Below are 19,925 nucleotides of genomic sequence, written 5' to 3'. Positions count from 1 at the left end.
GACCAACCGCGACACGCCCGAATGCCCGTGACGCCCGCCACTGAACCGTCCGATCACTCATATGAGTGAGTAGGTTCCAGAAAGTGACGCGCGGGACGGCCTGATGTGGCGACCCTCGTACGCATGGGGACCACTGTGCTCAGCCTGCGGATAGACGGGGAGCTGCTCGAAAGGCTCCGGCACCACGCGGCCAGAAGGGGAATGAGCGTGCAGGACTATGTGGTCCGCACGCTCATCCGGGACGACTTCGACGAGCGGTTCCAGGCCGCCGTCGAGGAGACGGAGAAGTTCTACGGGGTCACCTGACCCCGGGTGATCAGGTCAGGCCCAGGGCCGGCATCAGGTAGTAGAAGAGGAAGACGGCCGAGACGACGTACATCGGCACCGGGATGTCCTTCCCGCGGCCGGCCGCCAGGCGCAGCACCACGAAGCTGATGAAGCCCATGCCGATGCCGTTGGTGATCGAGTAGGTGAACGGCATCATCAGCATGGTCACGAAGGCCGGGATCGCGATCGTGTAGTCGGCCCAGTCGATCTCCTTGACGGAGTTCGACAGGATCAGGAAGCCGACCGCGATCAGCGCCGGCGTGGCGGCCTGGGACGGGACCATCGTGGCGACCGGGGTGAGGAAGAGGGCCACCGTGAAGAGGCCGCCCGTGACGACGTTCGCGAGACCCGTGCGCGCGCCCTCGCCAACACCCGCCGTGGACTCCACGAACGCGGTGGTCGCCGAGGCAGAGCTGGCACCGCCCGCCGCGACCGCGAGGCCGTCGACGAAGAGGACCTTGTTGATGCCCGGCATGTAGCCCTGGGCGTCGGTCAGCTTGGCCTCGTCGCTGACGCCCATGATCGTGCCCATGGCGTCGAAGAAGCAGGACAGCAGGACGGTGAAGACGAAGAGGACGCCGGTCAGCACGCCGACCTTGGAGAAGCCGCCGAACAGGCTGAACTGGCCGATCAGGCCGAAGTCGGGGGTGGACACCGGGTTGCCCGGCCACTTCGGGACCGTCAGACCCCAGGTCGTCACGTGGGCGACCGAGTTGATGATCAGCGCGAGGACGGTCATCCCGACGATGGAGATCAGGATCGCGCCCGGCACCTTGCGCACGATGAGGGCGAAGGTGAGCAGCGCGCCCAGGATGAAGATCAGCACCGGCCAGCCGTCGAGGTGACCGTTGCTGCCGAGCTGGAGCGGCACGGTGGTCTGGGCGGCGTCCGGGATACGGCTGACGAAACCGGAGTCGACCAGGCCGATCAGCATGATGAACAGGCCGATACCGATGGAGATCGCCTTGCGCAGGCCGAACGGCACGGCGTTCATCACGCGCTCGCGCAGACCCGTGGCGACCAGCAGCATGACCACGAAACCGGCCAGCACGACCATGCCCATGGCGTCCGGCCAGGACATCCGGGGCGCCAGCTGGAGCGCGACGACCGAGTTCACGCCGAGACCGGCGGCGAGCGCGATCGGGACGTTGCCGATGACACCCATGAGGAGGGTGGCGAACGCGGCCGTCAGGGCGGTCGCCGTGACCAGCTGGGCGTTGTTCAGGTGATGCCCGTACATGTCCTTCGCGCTGCCGAGGATGATCGGGTTCAGCACGATGATGTACGCCATCGCGAAGAAGGTGGCGAAACCGCCGCGGATCTCGCGGGCGAGGGAGCTGCCGCGCTCGGAGATGCGGAAGTAGCGGTCGAGAGCGCCGTAGGCGGGGGTGCCGCCCGGCTGCTCGGGGCGGGGACCTTGGCGGGTGCCGAGGTGGACATGCGGGACCTCATCACCTACGGGGTCCCCCCGAGCCCCGTTGGAGTTTCATACGAACAGAAGTGGTCAAAGGTAAACGGTTTCAGTATGAACGTATGACTCTCACATCGCCATCTCCGCGCGTAGACCATTCAGCCCCGGCATCGCCTCGTAAGCTGTGCCCCATGGCTAAGTGGACCCCGAAGCACGAGGCGCCGGAGCCCCTGGAGGGCCCCGTGGTCGCCACCATCACCGGCGGCACGATCGTGTGGTTCGTCCTCTTCCTGGTCCAGCTCCCCTTCTACGGCTGGTACGCCGACCACGACCGCACCTGGTGGCTGTGGACCTGCCTGGCCGGGGCCGGTCTTGGGCTCATCGGCATCTGGTACGTCCGCAAGCGGGACGCGGCGATCAAGCGGGACGCGGCACTGAAGGCGGCCACCGCAGCGGAGTAGCCGGCGGCCCGGCGCTACAACCAGCGCACGACCCGGCTCCTCCCCAGGTCGGAACTTCCGCGCACTCGGCAGGTGAAGGCGCAAAACCGCACGTACCGTCGAATGCATGACCCACATAGACGCGGGCGCGGAACTCGACCCCGTCCATCCCGTGGCCCTACCGGCGACCAGGCCGGCAGGGCTGACCGCCGCCGAAGTGGTGGAGCGCCTCGCGCGCGGGCAGGTCAACGACGTGCCGGTGCGCAGCAGCCGCTCCCTGGGCGAGATCGTCCGCGCGAACGTCTTCACCCGGTTCAACGCGATCATCGGCGTGCTGTGGCTGGTCATGCTGTTCGTCGCGCCGATCCAGGACAGCCTGTTCGGCTTCGTGATCCTCGCCAACACCGGCATCGGCATCGTCCAGGAGTGGCGCGCCAAGCAGACCCTGGACTCGCTCGCCGTGATCGGCGAGGCCCGGCCCACCGTCCGCCGCGACGGGAACGCCGTCGAGGTGGCCACGAACGAGATCGTCCTGGACGACCTCATAGAGACGGGCCCCGGGGACAAGATCGTCGTGGACGGGGTGTGCCGGGAGGCCGACGGGCTGGAGATCGACGAGTCGCTGCTCACCGGTGAGGCCGATCCGGTCGTCAAACGCCCCGGCGACCGGGTGATGTCCGGCAGTTTCGTGGTCGCGGGCGGCGGAGCCTTCCAGGCGACCAAGGTGGGCCGCGAGGCGTACGCGGCCCAGCTCGCCGAGGAGGCCTCCCGCTTCACCCTCGTCCACTCCGAGCTGCGCTCCGGCATCTCCACGATCCTCAAGTACGTGACGTGGATGATGGTCCCGGCCGCGATCGGACTCGTCGTCACCCAGCTGGTCGTGAAGAACAACGGCCTGAAGGACGCGGTGGCCCGCACGGTCGGCGGCATCGTCCCGATGGTCCCGGAGGGGCTGGTGCTCCTCACCTCCGTCGCCTTCGCCATCGGGGTCATCCGGCTCGGCCGGAAACAGTGCCTCGTGCAGGAGCTGCCCGCCATCGAGGGCCTCGCCCGCGTCGACACCGTCTGCCTGGACAAGACCGGCACGCTGACCGAGGGCGGCATGGACGTCACCGAGCTGCGGACCCTCGACGGTTACGACGAGACGTACGTGCGCAGGGTCCTCGGCGCCCTCGGCGAGTCCGACCCGCGCCCCAACGCCTCCCTCCAGGCGATCATCGACGCCTACCCGGACAGCGAGGAGTGGCGCTGCATCGAGTCGCTCCCCTTCTCCTCGGCCCGCAAGTACAGCGGCGCCGCCTTCAGCGAGGGCGACGGCGAGGCCAGCACCTGGCTGCTGGGCGCCCCCGACGTCCTGCTCGCCCAGGGCGACCCGGCCCTGGCCGAAACCGAGCGCCTCAACGAACAGGGCCTACGCGTCCTGCTGCTCGCCCGCGCCACCCGCGACCTGGACGACCCCGAGCCGGCCCGGGGCGCCCGCCCCACCGCCCTCGTGGTGCTGGAGCAGCGGCTGCGGCCCGACGCCGCCGACACCCTGCGCTACTTCGCGGACCAGAACGTCCGCGCCAAGGTCATCTCCGGTGACAACGCGGTCTCCGTCGGCGCGGTCGCCGCCAAGCTGGGCCTGTCCGGTACGACGATGGACGCGCGCCGGCTGCCGGCCGACCCGCGGGGCATGGCCGAGGCGCTGGACGAGGGGACCGTGTTCGGCCGGGTCACCCCGCAGCAGAAGCGGGACATGGTCGGCGCGCTCCAGTCGCACGGGCACACGGTCGCGATGACCGGCGACGGCGTGAACGACGTCCTCGCCCTCAAGGACGCCGACATCGGTGTCTCGATGGGCTCGGGTTCGGAGGCGACCCGGGCGGTCGCGCAGATCGTCCTGCTGAACAACAGCTTCGCCACGCTGCCCTCGGTGGTGGCCGAGGGCCGCCGGGTCATCGGCAACATCACGCGGGTGGCGACCCTGTTCCTGGTCAAGACGGTCTACTCGGTGCTGCTCGCGGTGCTGGTGGTGTGCTGGCAGGTCGAGTACCCCTTCCTGCCGCGCCACCTGACCCTGCTCTCCACGCTCACCATCGGCGTCCCGGCCTTCTTCCTGGCCCTGGCGCCCAACAAGGAACGGGCCCGGCCCCACTTCGTCCGCAGAGTCATGCGGTACTCCGTTCCCGGCGGGGTGGTGGCCGGAGTGGCGACCTTCGTGACGTACCTGATCGCCCGGCACCACTACACCGGCCCTGGCGCTCTGGACGCGGAGACCAGCGCGGCGACCCTGACCCTGTTCCTGATCTCCATGTGGGTCCTGGCGATCATCGCCCGCCCCTACACCTGGTGGCGTGTCACCCTGGTGGCGTCGATGGGCGTCGCCTTCCTCTTCGTGCTCGTCGTCCCGGCCCTGCAGAGCTTCTTCGCGCTGAAGCTGGTGGGCGTGGCGATGCCGTGGACGGCGGTCGGGGTGGCGGTGGTGGCGGCGGCCGCCCTGGAGTTCCTGTGGAAGTGGGTCGACCGCCGCTTCGCGGTGTGAGCGTCAGACGGTGGGCCACATGGTCTTGCCCGGCGCCAGTCCGCCCTTGCCGTTGCCGGCGAACCAGCTCAGCTGGCCGTTGACCTCCATGGAGGCGATGTCGGCCTTGCCGTCGCCGTTGAAGTCGCCGCTCAGCAGGGGCCGGTAGCTCGTCCAGTCCTGGCCGGACCACATCGAGCGGGCCTTGTCGAAGGTGCCGTCGGCCTTGCCCGGGTAGAGGCCCAGGGACCCGTCGGAAGCGGCGGCGGCGATGTCCTCCCGGCCGTCCCCGTTGAAGTCACCCGTGGCGATGTGCTCCTTCTTCCAGGTCTTGTCCGGCCACATCGACTTCTTCTGGTTGACCAGGTTGCCGTCGGCGTCCCGCTTGTAGGTGTAGAGGGAGCCGTCGGGCCACTGGAAGATCGGGGTGTCGTGGCCCGGGGTGGCGCTGTGCAGGACGGCGGCCGGCAACGGCTCCTTCCAGGCGGCGTCCGTCCAGAGCTTCTTCCTGGTCCACACGGGCAGCGGCACGCGCTTCTGGCCCATGAACAGGTCACCGCTGTCCGAGACGGTGATCATCTCGAGTCCCGCCGTCTCCTCGAAGTCACCCGCGAGGATCACTCCCGTTCCCGGGCGGCCGAGGGCGCCCAGGTAGGTGCCGAACTCCAGCGTGCCGTCGGGGCGGCTGTAGAAGACCTGGATCGAGTCGTTCGCCATCAGGGCCACGACGTCCGAGCGGCCGTCGCCGTTGAAGTCGGCGGTCGACATGGCGTCCTTGATGTACTTCTGCCGGTTGACCATGCGCACGCGCTGCACCCAGTCCGCGATGTCGTCCACGCGGGTGGCGACGGCCCCGGTGCGGGTCTCGTCGGAGTTGAGGCAGCCGCCGCCCCAGGACGCGGTGACCACGGCGGTCAGGTTGCCGCGCGCGTTGAGCACCGGGCCGCCGGCGTCTCCGGCGCACAGGGCGCCGCCGGAGGTGGGCGAGATCGCCAGCGTCGTGGCGGCGACGGAGTCCACGCCGAACGCACCGGTGTGTGCCTTGCCCGGAGCCCACTCGGTCTTGGTACGGCCGTAGCCGACGGCCCTGAGCTGGTCGCCCTGGGCCGGTGCCGTCGAGTCGAGCTTGGCGGCGGCGATGTCCGGGAACGGACCGTCCAGCCGGTCCTCGATGCTCGGGTCGTCGATGCGCGCCATGACCAGGTCACGGTCGGGGTGCGGGACCAGCTGCAGCACCGTCAGCTTCTCCGGTGCCGTGGCGGGCCGGTTGCCGTCGGCGGTGACCACGGTCGGGAACTGCGGCTTGCCCGCCGGGATCTTCGTGGCGTGCTGGGGGTCGGCCGCGAAGCAGCTGGCCGAGGTGAGCACCCACTGAGGGTCGACCAGGGTGCCGGAGCAGGCGCGTTCGTTGTCCTTGCCGAAGGCGATGTGCAGCTTCACGGTGAACTGGTCGGCGTCGGTCGCGACCTGGTCACCGACGACGGACTGGGCCGGCGCCGCGCCCATGAGTCCGGCCGCGAGACCGGCCGCCAGGACCCCGGCGGTCCACGCCGTGCGCTTCCCGCGCGAACTTGGGTGTGTCACGTTTCCTCGCATCACAAGACGTGCTCTGCAGACGCAGAGGCCATTCGGGTCCGTGCGGGGTGTCACGCACGGACGGGGAGGTCGGCGGATCAGCCGGTCACGCGGAGTTCGACCAGCACCGACCTGGCGCCGCCGACGGTGCCCTCACCGACGGACTCGAAGCCGCCCTGGGGCACGTTGACCGTCGTGGTCCTGCCGTCGGCGGTGAGGTCGGCGCTGACCGGATGGTCTGCGGCCTCCACCGCGAAGACACGCGGCAGTTCGAGCGTGAGGCGGCCGGTCTTGGCCGTGGCCCGGAAGCAGTACGTGCCCTGACGGCCGACCGAGTCGTCCTTGACGGTGAGCACACGGATCTGCTGGGCGGCCTGGTCGCAGTCGGCGAGCAGGATGTGGCCGTCGCCCTTCTTCAGCTTGATCCCCTTCTCGACCAGGATGCGGTCGGCCCCGGGATACCCGTAGTCCTCGACCGCGACAGGCGGAGTCGACGGGGACGGAGCCGGGGGCGGGTCGTCGGCCGAGGCCACGGAAACGCCCGCGAGTGTGGCGACTCCGGCCACGAATACGGACACCGCTATTTTTCGGGCATGGAAAAGCACTGAGGAGTCCCTTCAGGAAGGAATTCTCGAAAGAGAAATGACCTCAATTGCAGGCATGCCGACAGCACTGGAGACGTCGCAAAATAACCCCCGCAATTAAAAGAAATGGGGCAGAAGAGGGCCCCGGCAAGAGACACTGCTGGTCAGGCAGCGGCAAAGACAGGCCATAGGTTAGTCAAAGATCAGCCACACGTCAACGCGCAACCTTCACACCTTCGCCAACCAACTCCCTTGAACCATGAGCCAGTTGCCACCATAAAGCCACAAAGAGGGCATCCTGCCGACCGGTGCTCCGCCGCACGGATTCAGCGAGGAAATCCGATTCGATTTGCAAAGATGATGGGCGCTACGCTGCCTTCTCCATTATTCGGCGACTCGCATTCGGGGGCGTCGCCGATCACCGAGACAGGTGTTCAGTGAATCGAAGAACTGACCAGCTCGATAGCGCCGGAAAAGCGGCGCGTCTGATACGCCGAACGGCATTCACCCTGCTCCCTCTGGCCCTCACCGCCGGCCTGCTGGGCGCGGCGCCCGCCGCGGGAGCCACGCCGGCCGGGGGGAGCGTCCGGGCCGCCGCACAGGCACAGACCACCGCCGAACAGCGCGGCCTGGTCGTCGACTACTGGGAGGAGGGCGGCCCCGGCGTCAAGGCGGCGGCCGAGGCGGCACTCACCGGCAGCGACGCCGACGTCCGGGCCTTCCTGGCCGCGGTCGGCGACCTCTCCTTCCAGGACGAACGGGTCAGCGCCGCCCAACTCGCCTCCGTCGGGGGCCCGGAGCTGCTGACCGCCGCCCGCCAGGCACTCGCCGGAACACCGGACCAGCTGCACGAGTTCCTGGACGACGGCTGGGAAGACCCCATGGAGCAGGACAACCGCGTCCGGGTCGCCCAGATCATCGACACCTCCGGCCCCAACGTGCAGAGCGCCGGCCGGGCCGCGCTCGCCGGCAGCGCCGAGGACGTCCGGAAGTTCCTCACCGAAGGCCGGCAGACCCAGCAGGAGGAGGACGAGCGGGTCCAGCTCGTCCAGATCGTCAGCGTGGGCGGCACCAACGTGAAGGCCGCCGGGCGCCTCGCGCTGAGCGGCAGCGCCGCGGACATCCGCGAGTTCCTGCAGGTCGGCCAATTCGTCGCCCGGGACAAGGACGAGGAGCACGCCTCGGTCGCCGAACTCGCCGATCAGGCGAAGGAAGCGGGCCGGCAGGCCGCCAAGGAGACCGCGGCCGCCAAGACCGAGTCTTCCAAGGCGGTCAAGGCCGCCGAGCTGGCCAAGGACGCCGCCCTGGAGGCCCAGGCGGAGGCCAAGGCCGCCAAGGACGACACGGACCGGGCCGCGCGCGCCGCCAAGCGGGCCGCCACGGCCGCGTCCGAGGCCGCGGCCGCCGCACAGCGGGCGATCGACGCGGCCAACGCCGCGAACAACTCGGCGCGCGTCGCGGCCAACGCGGCCGCGCAGGCGGCCGCCGCGGCGGCCGGTGCCTCGCAGGCCGCCGCCCGGGCGCGCAACTCCGCCGCCGACGCCGCGGTCGATGCCAAGAAGGCGGACGCGGCGCGTAAGGCGGCCGAGGACGCCGACAAGGCCGCCAAGGGGGCCGAGCTGGCCGCCGACGCCGCCGACCAGGCGGCCAAGGCAGCCGACGCGGCCGGGGACGCCGCCCACTCCGCGGCCGGCGCGGGCGCCAACGCCAAGGCCGCCGCCGACGCGGCCGCGGAGGCCGGCAACTACGCGGGCCAGTCGAGCGCCGAGGCCGCCGAGGCGCGCTCCGCCGCGGCCGCCGCGAGGCGCCACGCCGGTGAGGCCAACCGTGCCGCCGGCGAGGCCGAGTCACTGGCGCGCAAGGCGGGCAAGGCCGCCCGCGAATCCCGGGACGCCGCGACGTCCGCGGCCACCCACGCCCGGAACGCCGGCAAGGCGGCCCGGGAAGCGGCCGAGCACGCCGGCGAGTCCGCGAAGGCCGCCACCAAGTCCACGGAACACGCCAACGCCGCGACCGAGGCCGCGGGCGCGGCCACCGCCGCCGTGACCAAGGCCCAGGAGATCTACACCCTCGCCCGCCAGGTCGAGGCCGAGGAACTGCAGGGCCGCACCAACGCCGGCATCGAACGCGCCCGGGACGACAAGGAGCAGGACGACGCCCGTACGGCCGCGCAGGCCGCGCTGGAGAAGGCCGCCAAGGACCGGCAGGCCGAGCGGGACCGCCTGGTGGCCGAGGCGGCGGGGCCCGACGCCGACCTCGCCGCCGTCGCCAGGCAGGGCCGTGCCCTGGCCGTGCGCGTGATGAAGGGCGGCACGGCCTGGGGACGCGGCGCGGCCGAGGCCGCGCTCGGCGGAACCGACGAGGTCGTCGTCGACTACCTGCGCAACGGCTGGAAGACCGCCGAGCAGCAGGATCAGCGGTCCTACGTGGAGCGCCTCGCCGAGGAGAGCGAGAACAAGGCGGTACGGGACGCGGCCGAGACCGCTCTCGACGGTGACGCCGCCACCATCAGCGAGTTCGTGGACAACGGCCAGTACCAGGTGGCCGCCGAGGCCATGCGCGTCGCCATCGCCCAGGTGCTCGACGGTGCCGGTCCCGTGCTCACCGACGCGGGTCGCAAGGCCCTCGCCACCGGGGACCCGAAGAAGTTCAGCGAGTTCCTGCTCACCACGCAGCACACCGCGCGGACGCAGGACGAGCGGGTCCGGGCGGCGCAGCTGGTCGACAGCGGCACCCCCGAGGTGAAGTCCGCCGCGCGGATCGCCCTGGAGGGCTCACCGCAGGCCCTGCACGCCTTCATCGTCTCCGGTCAGTACAAGGCGCTGCGCAAGGACTACCTGTCCGCCACCCACGTGGCCCAGGTGCAGAAGCTGATCGCGGACGCGGCGAAGGTCGCCGCCACCGCACGGCAGAACGCCGCCACGGCCCAGAAGGTGGCCGCGACCGCCCGCAAGGCGGCCGCCGAGGCCAACGACTGGGCGAAGAAGGCGAACGCGGCCTACGCCGACGCGCAGGAGTACGCCAAGAAGGCCGACCAGTACGCCAAGGACGCCGAGACGTCCGCGGCGCAGGCCGCCGCCTCCGCCAAGACGGCCCGCGATGCCGCGAACCGCGCCGATCGCGATGCTGCCGACGCGGCCAGGTCGGCGGCGGACGCCACGCTCTCCTCGGAGGCCGCCCAGGCGGCCGCGTCGAACGCCTCGTACTACGCCGACCAGGCGTGGAAGTCCGCGGTTGCGGCGGGCAAGGACGCCGACGCCGCGATGAAGGCGGCCACCGACGCGTTCAAGGTCTCCGTGCAGAAGTACCGCGAAGAGGCGGAGGCACGGCGCAAGGCGGCCGTGGAGGCCAAGGAGAAGGCCAAGAACGACGCCGGGGCGCGCGCCCGTGAGCTGTACCGCTGCGGGCAGGCGATCGTCCCCTGCGACCCGGTGGACTTCGCCCGCTGGTGCCAGCACCAGGAGATCTACTGCGACATCCTGGCGCACGGCAAAGAGTTCGGCGACGCCATGGAGCAGCTGTGGAACGTGGAGAAGGAGCTGCTGGGCCTCGGCCAGTACGAGGACTGCATGGAGAAGAAGGACTTCGACTCCTGCAGCGGTCTCGTGGTGGACGCCCTGCTCAAGAGCAAGTTCAAGGTCCTGGACCGGGCCTTCGAGGAACTGAAGCTGCTGAAGCGCGGCTGCAAGCTGGTCTCCAAGGCCTCCTTCGCCCGCCCCGCCTCGTTCCGGACCCAGGCACGGGCCGCCGCCGGGAGCAACCCCGTCAAGTGCCTGGAGGGCCTGAAGGACCACGACGTCTACGACCCCGTCTCCGGGAACCGCATCACCGACATCGACCTCTTCGAGAACGGTGTGATGTGGGAGCTGAAGACGGCGATCTACGCTGACGACAAGTGGCTCGACGACAAGGTCAACAAGAAGCTCGCCGCCTATCTCAGGTGCCGCGAGCTGCTCCCCGGCTACGAGAGCGCGCCCATCGGGTTCCGCTTCACCAGGTCGGGGATGGATCCGCGGTTCCGGACGGCCCTGCAGGAGCGGTTCAAGGAGCTCAGGCAGAAGTACCCGGAGCTCGACCTCAGACTGGAGATCGCAGATTGAGTTACCCCTTCGAGTACGGCGACGAGACGCTCTGGGAAGCGGGGTATCACGGCGGGCAGCTGTACCACGCCCTCGCCCAGGGGGCGGCCGGATTCCTCGGTGTGCCGTCGGGGCTGACGCCCACCCCGCAGGGGAGCTGCTCGGTGGACGGCGAGGTGTTCCAGGTCTTCGTGCAGCGCCTGTACGAGCTGTACACCTCCAGTTCCAACGAGGTCCTGCGGGAACTGGGGCACGGCCTGCTCGTCACCTCGCTCGTCCTGCTGGACCGGACGGGCGGACGGATCGCCGTACGGCCCGAGGACACGGCGGCCCTCGATGAGGCGAGGGCGGCTCTCGCCCGGACCATGGCGTCGTAGGAGCCGGACGACCACCACGTGACCGGGGGCCGCCTTGGAAGGCGGCCCCCGGTCTCATGTATGCGGCGAAGGGCTACTGCACGTCGACGAAGTCACCCGTGGCGCTGACCGCCGGGGTCGTCGAGGTACCCGCGAAGCTGAAGCGCCAGTAGCCGTCGTAGTTCGCGGTGGTGGTGGTCTTCAGGTTGCCGGAGGAGTCCGTGTACACCGTCTTGACGGTGGTGTACGTGCTCGTGCCCGCCTTGCGGAACTGCAGCTTGACCGGCTGGTTGGTGTAGCCGTGGTACAGGTTGTCGTCCCAGTTGGCGCGGGACAGCTTGCCCGTCACCGTGAGGGTCTTGCCCTTGGCGACCGGCTCCGGGCCGGCGTTCACCGTGAGCTTGGAGTAGCGCTGCACCAGGGTGCTGCCCAGGCCGCTCTTGTCGTTGTAGCCGACCTTGCTCAGGTCGGGGTTTTCCTGGTCCTGCCCGTTGAAGGCGACCGCCTCGGCCGCCACGCCCCAGGTGCCGGCGTCCGCGCTCTTCGGGTCGGGGTCGGTCGGGTAGATGTCGACCGTGCCGGTGCAGGTGGCGGTGGTCGCCGTGGTGGGCGTACAGGTCGCCGGGTTGTCGCCGTACAGCTCGGGGGACGAGTCGCTGTAGGTGCCCTTGTAGAGGAAGGCGTCCGTGTAGAAGTCACTCGCGGTGATGTCCACGTCCGCGCCGTGCGTCAGCGTGTACGAGTACGTCGTGCTGACCTTGTTGGTCGTACCGACCTTGATCGCCTTGGCGATCGTGACGTTCGAGAAGCTCACGTTCAGCGTGTACGGGGTCCCGCTGGTCGGAGCGGCCTGCGCGGCCGGCACGGCGAGAGCGGAGAGGGCCAGGGCGCCGGAGACGGCGGCCACGGTGGCACGAATACGCATGTGCGTTCCCCTGGAGGGAGAAGTGATCTTGGAGTCGGTTGACTCAAGCGATCAGATCCGTGAGGGGTGCAGTTGGTTGTACGTCAAGAGCGGCTCCCGGCCAGATTTTGGCCTCGCATTGCCAGCCCGTGACACAAGTGAGAGGAAACGTTCCGGCTCCGGAAGCCTTGGGCGTCCGGAGCCGGAACGGGGCGTGCGCGACCGTGCTACTGCACGTCGACGAAGTCACCCGTGGCGTTGACCGCCGGGGTGGTCGTGGTGCCCGCGAAGGCGAAGCGGTAGTAGCCGTCGACCGACGCGGTGGTCGTCGTCTTCAGGTCGCCCGTGGAGTTGGACTTGATGGTCTTCAGCGTGGTGTAGGTGCTGGAGCCCTTCTTGCGGAACTGCAGCTTCACCGACTGGCCGGTGTAGCCGTGGTACTGGTGGTCCTCCCAGTTGGCCCGGGACAACTTGCCCGCGACCGTGATGGTCCTGCCCTTCTTCACCGGCTCCGGGGCCGCGTTGACTGTCAGCCTGGAGTAGCGCTGGACCAGCGTGGTGCCGAGGGAGCCCTGGTCGGCGTAACCGACCTTGGTGACATCGAAGTCGGCGCTGCTCGGGTCCTGGCCGTTGAGCGCGATGGCCAGAGCCGCACCGTGCCAGGTGCCGGCGTCGGAGTTGAACAGCTCGTCGTCACCCGGGTAGATGTCGATGAGGCCCGTGCAGGTCTCGGTGGTCGACGAGGTGGGGGCGCAGGTGGCCGGCTGGTCGCCCAACAGCGTGTTGTCCGGCTTGTCGTAGGAGCCCTTGTAGATGTAGGGCCCGGTGAGGAAGTCATCGGCGGTGACGTCGACGTCGGCGCCGTGGGTCAGCGTGTAGGTGACCGTGGTGGAGACGTGGTTGGTCGTACCGACCTTGACGGCCTTGGCGATCTTGAAGTCGGAGAAGGTGACATCCATCGCGTACGGGGCGCCGTCGGCCGCGGTGGAGGCGCTGAACGCGGTCTTGTCCGACGTGGCGGCGTGCGCCGCCCGGAGGACCTTCGCGGCCTCCGCACGATAGGACGAACCGGCGTCGGCGGCCTGCGCGGCAGGCATGGCGAAGGCGGAGAGAGCCATGGCGCCGGAGACGGCGGCCACGGTGGCACGAATGCGCATGCGATCCCCTACGGAGAGTCGGGTCCGGCGGCGGTCGCACCGCGCGGGTGCAACCGCCACCGGACCCAATTGATCTTGGGAGCCTGCTGGCTCACCTGACCAGATCCGCGACGCACGGGAATGGTTGTACAGGATTTAATGATTCCGTGAGAGGTCGCGGGAGGTTCAGTCGAACCACCGGTCCCGCGCCAGCTCCTCCGTCCGCGTCGGGTCCTCCAGCAGGGCCGCCACCTCGAAGCGGCGCGGCCACTGGCCCGCCGCCCAGGACAGGCCCGCGGCAACGCCCTCCAGGGTGGCCGCGTGCAGGACGCCGTCGCCGGTCAGCCGCCAGTCGATCTCCACACCGTCGACGACCAGTTCCTCGTGCTCGACATAGGTGTCGGGGGTCCGCGGACCGAGCAGCACCCGCACCGGGTCCGGCACGTCGTGCTCGGCGCCCTCGGAGGTCACCTCGCCGGTGACGGACTCGCTCAGCCGCCGCACCTGGAACAGCTCGGCCAGCTCGGCGGCCCGGGACGGACGGACCGGCAGCAGCGGGACACCGGAGGTGAAGGGCAGCAGGTCGGGCGAGTCGACCACGACCGCGTCGGCCGCGTCCACCACCGTCACCCGCCCGTCGGTCACGGCCCGCAGCTCGTCCGGCAGGGTCACCTGCTCCGGCTCCAGCTCGGCCAACGCACCGTACAGACCGTGCAGTTGGGCCGCGGTGACCGGCCGCTCCGGCTCGGCGAGGCGCTCCAGCAGCTCGGCGGCGCCGCCGGGTTCGTCCAGCAGGGCGGCCACCGAGGTCCGCACGCCCAGCGCGCGCAGCACCTGCTCGTCGTCGAAGCCGGTCGCGTCGGCCTCGTCGTACAGGCCGCGCAGCAGCGGGTCCCCGCCGGCCGCGAGCAGACCGGCCGGACGGCGGCCGTCGAGCACCGGGTGCCCGCGCAGCCACCACGCCGTGTACGGGCGTACGACCTCGTGGGTGCCGTCGGGCAGCAGGATCCGCACCGGCTGGGTGAGGGCGTCACGCAGCGGCGGGCGGGCGAGCAGCGAGAGGGCCTCGGGCCAGTGGTCGTCGTCCACCAGGTCGAGGTCCCGTACGGCGACGAGTTCGGTGGCGACCGGAGGTACCGGGCTGTCCGGGAAGCGGTCGAGGATGTCCTCGCACCACACGTCCACGGCGTCCAGCAGACCCGCGTCGTCCGGCTCGGCGAAGTCACCCTCCCGGGGTTCCAGTTCGTCCGGGTCGAGAACCACGTCCGTGGCGCGCACCAGCGCGAAGTCCGCGAGGACGCCACAGGCGGTGAGCGGCTGCTCGCCCCACTTCGCGGCCAACTCGGCGTCCACAGCGGCCAGTTCGTCCTCGCGGATCACCCGGGCGAAGGGGCTGCCGGGGAAGACCAGTTCGCCCGCCGGGGCGAGTTCGCCGTCCTCGTCGGGCAGCGCGAGGGCACCCAGCCAGGGCTCGTCACCGGGCTCCAGACCCGCGTCCCGCACCAGGGCGAGCACGGTGTCGGCCAGCTCCTCGGCGTCGGGAGCGTCCTCCTCCCACAGCGCCCCGCCCTCGTCGTCCAGGGAGTTCGCCACGGCGGCCCGGACCTGCGGGGTGGTCAGCACCGCGCGCGGGGACGCGGGCAGCGCGCCCAGCTTCTCCAGCAGCGGGTGCGCGGCCGCCTCGTGGGTGACCTTGAGCCCCAGCCGGCCCAGGATGTCCGGATCGATGGGCGCGGCGTCCGCCGTGGGCAGCAGCACCTGCCGGGGCCCGATGGTCGTACGACCGTCCGCGAGGGGCACCGGAAGTCCCGAGAGCCGGTCGGGGTCGACCCCGGCGAGGCTGTCGTAGAGCCGCCACCACCACTCGGGGTCCTTCTCCAGACCGGCGAGCCGGTCGACGGCGTCGGCGAGCGGGAGCCGGGCGACCCCGAGGGTGCGCAGCTCGACGCGGCGCTCCAGCCCCGCCGGGAGCAGGGTGGGCAGCACCTCGGCGAGGACCCGTACGGTGTCCGCCCCGGCGCCCTCCACCACCTCGGCGTCCCGCGGCCGCAGCGCCTGCGGAAGCTCTTCGTCGGTCTTGGAGTCGACGGCCGGGGGCAGGAACGCGGTACGCGGCAGCCGCTCCAGGACCGCCTGCCGCAGCGCGCCGTCCAGCTCGCCCTTGCCCAGCGGCCCGGGTACGAGGTCGATCACGCCCTCCGTCACCGGCCGCCATTCGGCGAGCAGTTCGGCGTAGGCGTCCGCCGCCCGCTGCACCAGGAAGTCGGTCAGCGGACCGGGGGCCGCGTGCCGGCGGGTGGTGTCCAGCGGGAAGGAGGCGATGAGCAGGGCGGGGACACCGAGGGGCTCGTCGCTGGGGGTCGGGGCGTGCACGACCGGGCTGGTGCGCGGCCGGACCGGGCGGCCGTCGGCGTCCGCCGGTACGGCCCAGGTCAGCGACCAGTGCGGGCGCAGGCGCTCCTCCACCGGGCGGTCGGCGAGCAGGTCCGGGGTGAGCGGCCCGTGCGCGGAGACGGTACGCCAGTGCGTGGTCCCGTCCCGTGAGTCCTCCACGACGGTGACGGCGCCCTCGGTACGGCGGCGGAGGGTGCGCGGGGCGCCGCCGTCGACCTCCACCACCACTTCCTCCAGCCCGGGCAGGGCGAGGAGCAGGGCGTCGTCGACGGCGCCCAGGAGGCGCTCGGCGAGGTCGGCGGCGGCGGTGTCCCGCAGGGGCAGGATGACGGCGGTGTCGTACGGCTCCGGGGCGGATCCCTCGGCGGCGAACGGGAGGCGGAGCAGTGGGACATGTCCGTCGCGGCGGCGGATCTCGTCACCGAGGCCGGGGCTGTGCCGGGCGGTGTCGGCGGCCAGCTCGCGCGCCTCGGCCAGGGCCCAGCGGACGCCGCCGTGCCGGCCGACGATCGCGGGCTCGTCGGTGACGGAGAGTACGGCGGCGAAACCGACACCGAACCGGCCCACGGCGCCGTGGGTGTCGTGGGCGTCCCGTTTGGCCGAGGCCCGCAGGGTGGACAGCGACTCGACACCGGCCGCGTCCAGGGGGGCGCCGGTGTTCGCCGCGACCAGGACGCCGTCGCGGAGGGTGAGACGCAGCCGGCCCGGTGTCCTCGCCCGGGCGGCGGCGTCGGCGGCGTTCTGGGCCAGCTCCACCACGAGCCGGTCCCGGTAGCCGCCGAGGACCAGGTCCTCCTCGGCGTTGGCGTCCTCACGGAACCGGGCGGGACTGGTGGCCCAGGCGTCGAGGACACCGCGGCGCAGACGGGCGGTGCCGAAAGGGTCGGCGCCTTCGGCCGCCGGCCGCACGTACTTGCTCACGTTCACTCTCCTCATCGGCGTGAGGACGAAGGTACAGCGAGTACGGCATGGGGACCGAAGGCACAGGTCAGGATCCGGAGACGGAGGAAAGGGACGCCCGGACCGCTCTGGCTACGAGTGGCCGAGTTCCGCTGCCTCCTCGTCGCCCGCCTCCGGGACCGAGCCCGAGTCGGCGGCCGGGCGGAGCGGGAAGACGTCGACCTTCAGCTCGTCGATCACCGGCTCAGCGGGCTGGGGCGGCTTCGGCATGACCGCCGCCTCCGAGTGGCCGCCGCAGCCGTACGCCAGGGAGACCACGCGGCCGTCGGCCGGGGAGAACTCGTTGGCGCAGACACCGAAGGCCTGGCCCAGGGAGCCGCCGATGGGGTTGAGGAAGCCGCAGGTCAGACAGGTCGCCGGGGCCGCCTGGGCCATCGGGGTCTTGGGGCCGAAGCCCTCCTCCCAGCGGTCGGCCGCGGTGTGCAGGCCGTAGCGGGACAGGACGCGGGCGCGACGCAGGCCCAGTTCCTGGGCCACCGCGGCGATCGAGCCGCGGGTGGGGACCGTCGGCTGGGTGGCGGGCGTACCGCGCGTCACGTCGGCGTCCTCGGCGTCCGCCAGCTCGACCATGTCCTCCGACATCACGGAGTTCGGCAGGGGCTGCTCCTCGCCCGTGTAGCCGGGCTCCAGGCGGAGGTCCTCCTGGTCGGTCGGGAGCAGGTCGCCGGGGCCGAGGTCGCCGGGGCGCAGGCGCTCGCTCCACGGGACCCACTCGGGGGCGAGGAGGGCGTCGGGGCCGGGGAGGAGGACCACCTCGTCCAGGGTCACGATCTTCGCGCGGGAGGCGCGGGCCACGGTCGCCGCCCAGCGCCAGCCGCGGTAGCCCAGTTCCTTGCACTCGAAGAAGTGCGTGACGACTCGGTCGCCCTCCGCCACCAGGCCGACGTGCTCACCGACAACTCCGGGCGCGGCGGCCTCCTCGGCGGCGGCGCGGGCGAGGTCCACGGCCTCGGCGCACAGACGGTCGGGGGTGCGGCTTCGCGTTGTCGCTGCGCTCACAGGTATCGCTTCTCTCCTACGCCGTCTGCAATGAGTGCGGCTGCCTCCGGCGGTCAGGCGGACGGAGCGGACCGGGGGACCGCATCAACGTCTGCATCCGACTCGCGCTCGGGCGCACCTCTGCCATCCATTGTGCGTTATGGCTGAGATACGCACGCTACCTCGTCGTCGGCGGTCGGGAACAGTCCGGCGCTGCGCGGCGATGTTTCCCACCCACCCACCCGCCTCGGTCGGCTGCGAAGTGGGCGCGGTGTTCCGGCTCGGTCGGCGGCGAAGCGGCGCCGGTGTTCCGCCTCGGTCGGCGGCGAAGTGACCCCCCGCGTTCCGCCTCGATCGGCCGTCAAGAACCCCCGGCATCCCGCCTCGATCAGCCGCCGAGAACCCCCGCATCCCGCCTCGGACAGCCGCCAAAAACCCCGGCGTTCCGGCTCAGTCGGCTGCCAAGAGGCCCCCGCGTTCCGGCTCGGACGGCCGCCAAAACCCCCGGCACCCCGCCCCGGACAGCCGCCCAAAACCCCCGCACCCCGCCCCAGACAGCCGCCCAAAACCCCCCACACCCCGCCCCAGACAGCCGCCCAAAACCCCCCACACCCCGCCCCAGACAGCCGCCAAGAACCCCCCACACCCCGCCCCGGACGACTGTGAAGCGACCCCGGCGCTGCGGCTCGGTCGGCTGCACAGTGGCCCCGGCATCCCGTCTCCGTCGGCTGCCAAGTAGCCCCGGCATCCCCGCTCGGTCCGCTGCGAAGTCGGGCCCGCAACCGACTCGCTTGGTTTCAAACCGCACTATCGGGCGGTGTCTCGGGGCACTATGAACCACGTGGCAGCCGCGGACAGGGGGAGCGTTCGAGGTGGCGGTTCGGGCCGGGTCGGCGGTGCCGTCCGCGCGGTGGGGCGTGCCCTGCACTTCCCTGTGACCGGTACCGCGCGCGGGATCCGGAAGGCCACGCACGCCCATGGTGCGGGCGAGTCGGGGCTGGGCAAGCTGATCGAGCTGCACGCGGTGAACGGCGCCGGGGATGTCATGATCACCATCGCGCTGGCCTCGACCGTGTTCTTCTCCGTGCCGACCGATGAGGCGAGGGGGCGCGTCGCGCTCTATCTCGCCATCACCATGGCCCCCTTCACCGTCCTCGCCCCGGTCATCGGGCCGCTCCTCGACCGGCTGCCGCACGGGCGGCGGGCCGCGATGGCCGCGGCGATGCTGGCGCGGGCGCTGCTCGCGCTGATCATCTCGGGGGCCGTGGCCAGTGGGAGTCTGCAGCTGTATCCCGCCGCCCTGGGGGTGCTGGTCGCGTCGAAGGCGTACGGGGTGGTCCGCAGCGCGGTCGTGCCCCGGCTGCTGCCGCCCGCCTTCTCTCTGGTGAAGGCCAACTCCCGGGTCACCCTCGCCGGACTCCTGGCCACGGGCGTGGCCGCGCCGATCGGGGCGGGGCTGCATGCCGTCGGGGACCCCTGGCCGCTGTACGGCGCCTTCGTGATCTTTGTTGCAGGGACGTTCCTGTCCTTCTCCCTGCCGCCCAAGGTGGACTCCGCCAAGGGCGAGGACCGGGCCCTGCTCGCCGCCGACGAGGAGCATCTGCACGGGCCGCACCGCAAGGAGACGATCAGGCGACGGCCGGGGCTGCGGACGGTCGGGCCCGCCGTCACCCATGCCCTCGGCGCCAACGCCGCCCTGCGCTGTCTGTCCGGCTTCCTGATCTTCTTCCTCGCCTTCCTGCTGCGCGAGCACCCGCTGACCGGAGAGAGCGCGGCGGTCTCACTGGGGATAGTGGGGGTCGCGGCGGGGGCCGGGAACGCGCTGGGCACGGCCGTCGGCGCCTGGCTGAAATCGAAGGCGCCGGAGATCATCATCGTGACCGTCGTCGCCGTGGTGCTGGGGACGGCGATCGTGGCCGCCGTGTTCTTCGGGGCCTTCCTCGTGGCCTGTCTGGCCGCCGTCGCCGGGTTCGCGCAGGCGCTGGCCAAGCTGTCCCTGGACGCGCTGATCCAGCGGGACGTGCCCGAGCTGGTGCGGACGTCGGCGTTCGCGCGGTCCGAGACGCTGCTTCAGGTGGCCTGGGTGTTCGGCGGCGCCGTCGGCATCGTGATGCCCCTCAACGGCACCCTCGGCCTCACGGTCGCCGCCGTCATCGTGGCCGCCGGCTGGCTGACCACGCTGCGCGGGCTGCTCGCCTCGGCACGGCACGGCAGCAGGCCGCGGGCGCGAGTGGCGTAACGAACCGGGCACGCCGCACCCCACATGGGCGGCGGGCTC

12 protein-coding genes and 1 pseudogene are annotated in these 19,925 nt (G+C 71.3%); 6 read left to right on the top strand and 7 right to left on the bottom strand.

Annotated elements, in window-relative coordinates; translation table 11 throughout:
- Positions 1–123: 123 nt before the first annotated feature.
- A complete protein-coding gene (locus tag CRP49_RS15830) occupies positions 124–306 on the top strand; it encodes a ribbon-helix-helix protein, CopG family (RefSeq protein ID WP_097257380.1) in 183 nt (60 codons plus the stop codon).
- Positions 307–316: 10 nt separating this feature from the next.
- Here CRP49_RS15830 and CRP49_RS15825 read toward each other — a convergent pair.
- Positions 317–1,767: pseudogene (locus tag CRP49_RS15825) on the bottom strand (NCS2 family permease).
- Positions 1,768–1,929: 162 nt separating this feature from the next.
- Here CRP49_RS15825 and CRP49_RS15820 point away from each other — a divergent pair.
- Positions 1,930–2,199: a DUF2530 domain-containing protein gene (locus CRP49_RS15820; RefSeq protein ID WP_094217177.1), complete on the top strand. Its 270-nt coding sequence runs from the start codon at positions 1,930–1,932 to the stop codon at positions 2,197–2,199.
- 106 nt (positions 2,200–2,305) lie between these two features.
- The gene (locus CRP49_RS15815; protein ID WP_097253939.1) at positions 2,306–4,702 is read left to right on the top strand and encodes an HAD-IC family P-type ATPase; all 2,397 of its coding nucleotides are present in this window, start codon (positions 2,306–2,308) and stop codon (positions 4,700–4,702) included.
- Between the two features lie 3 nt (positions 4,703–4,705).
- Here CRP49_RS15815 and CRP49_RS15810 read toward each other — a convergent pair whose 3' ends face one another.
- Complete coding sequence (locus CRP49_RS15810; RefSeq protein ID WP_179851635.1) at positions 4,706–6,265, bottom strand: FG-GAP-like repeat-containing protein; 1,560 nt, start codon at positions 6,263–6,265, stop codon at positions 4,706–4,708.
- A gap of 89 nt (positions 6,266–6,354) precedes the next feature.
- Positions 6,355–6,834 carry a hypothetical protein gene (locus CRP49_RS47880; protein ID WP_257033412.1) on the bottom strand — a complete coding sequence of 160 codons (480 nt, stop codon included), beginning with the start codon at positions 6,832–6,834 and terminating at the stop codon, positions 6,355–6,357.
- A gap of 443 nt (positions 6,835–7,277) precedes the next feature.
- Between CRP49_RS47880 and CRP49_RS15800 the strand changes: the two genes are divergently transcribed.
- On the top strand, positions 7,278–10,940 hold the full coding sequence (locus tag CRP49_RS15800) for an ALF repeat-containing protein (protein ID WP_179851634.1): 3,663 nt from the start codon (positions 7,278–7,280) through the stop codon (positions 10,938–10,940).
- A complete protein-coding gene (locus CRP49_RS15795) occupies positions 10,937–11,296 on the top strand; it encodes a DUF6086 family protein (RefSeq protein WP_097253937.1) in 360 nt (119 codons plus the stop codon). Before CRP49_RS15800 ends, CRP49_RS15795 begins: the two co-directional genes overlap by 4 nt.
- Positions 11,297–11,369: 73 nt before the next feature.
- Here the strand turns inward: CRP49_RS15795 and CRP49_RS15790 are convergent, their stop codons facing one another.
- From CRP49_RS15790 to CRP49_RS15775, 4 genes are all read right to left on the bottom strand, one after another.
- Positions 11,370–12,200 (bottom strand): hypothetical protein, encoded by an 831-nt coding sequence (locus CRP49_RS15790; RefSeq protein ID WP_097253936.1) that lies wholly within the window; start codon positions 12,198–12,200, stop codon positions 11,370–11,372.
- 206 nt (positions 12,201–12,406) lie between these two features.
- A complete protein-coding gene (locus tag CRP49_RS15785) occupies positions 12,407–13,336 on the bottom strand; it encodes a hypothetical protein (protein ID WP_097253935.1) in 930 nt (309 codons plus the stop codon).
- Positions 13,337–13,501: 165 nt separating this feature from the next.
- Complete coding sequence (locus CRP49_RS15780; protein ID WP_097253934.1) at positions 13,502–16,630, bottom strand: sacsin N-terminal ATP-binding-like domain-containing protein; 3,129 nt, start codon at positions 16,628–16,630, stop codon at positions 13,502–13,504.
- A gap of 111 nt (positions 16,631–16,741) precedes the next feature.
- The gene (locus CRP49_RS15775; protein WP_097253933.1) at positions 16,742–17,668 is read right to left on the bottom strand and encodes a DUF3027 domain-containing protein; all 927 of its coding nucleotides are present in this window, start codon (positions 17,666–17,668) and stop codon (positions 16,742–16,744) included.
- 811 nt (positions 17,669–18,479) lie between these two features.
- Between CRP49_RS15775 and CRP49_RS15770 the strand changes: the two genes are divergently transcribed.
- Positions 18,480–19,886 carry an MFS transporter gene (locus CRP49_RS15770; protein ID WP_097253932.1) on the top strand — a complete coding sequence of 469 codons (1,407 nt, stop codon included), beginning with the start codon at positions 18,480–18,482 and terminating at the stop codon, positions 19,884–19,886.
- Positions 19,887–19,925 lie beyond the last annotated feature (39 nt).

It is taken from the genome of Streptomyces sp. Ag109_G2-15 (assembly GCF_900215565.1).
Taxonomy (GTDB): domain Bacteria; phylum Actinomycetota; class Actinomycetes; order Streptomycetales; family Streptomycetaceae; genus Streptomyces; species Streptomyces diastatochromogenes.
This window is presented reverse-complemented; position numbering and strand designations above follow the sequence as displayed.

Excerpts from the sequence above, each read along its gene's own strand:
- CRP49_RS15785 (WP_097253935.1), bottom strand. The coding sequence starts at position 13,336 with ATGCGCATTCGTGCCACCGTGGCCGCCGTCTCCGGCGCCATGGCTCTC.
- CRP49_RS15770 (WP_097253932.1), top strand. The coding sequence starts at position 18,480 with ATGAACCACGTGGCAGCCGCGGACAGGGGGAGCGTTCGAGGTGGCGGT.
- CRP49_RS15830 (WP_097257380.1), top strand. The coding sequence starts at position 124 with ATGGGGACCACTGTGCTCAGCCTGCGGATAGACGGGGAGCTGCTCGAA.
- CRP49_RS15815 (WP_097253939.1), top strand. The coding sequence starts at position 2,306 with ATGACCCACATAGACGCGGGCGCGGAACTCGACCCCGTCCATCCCGTG.
- CRP49_RS15790 (WP_097253936.1), bottom strand. The coding sequence starts at position 12,200 with ATGCGTATTCGTGCCACCGTGGCCGCCGTCTCCGGCGCCCTGGCCCTC.
- CRP49_RS15820 (WP_094217177.1), top strand. The coding sequence starts at position 1,930 with ATGGCTAAGTGGACCCCGAAGCACGAGGCGCCGGAGCCCCTGGAGGGC.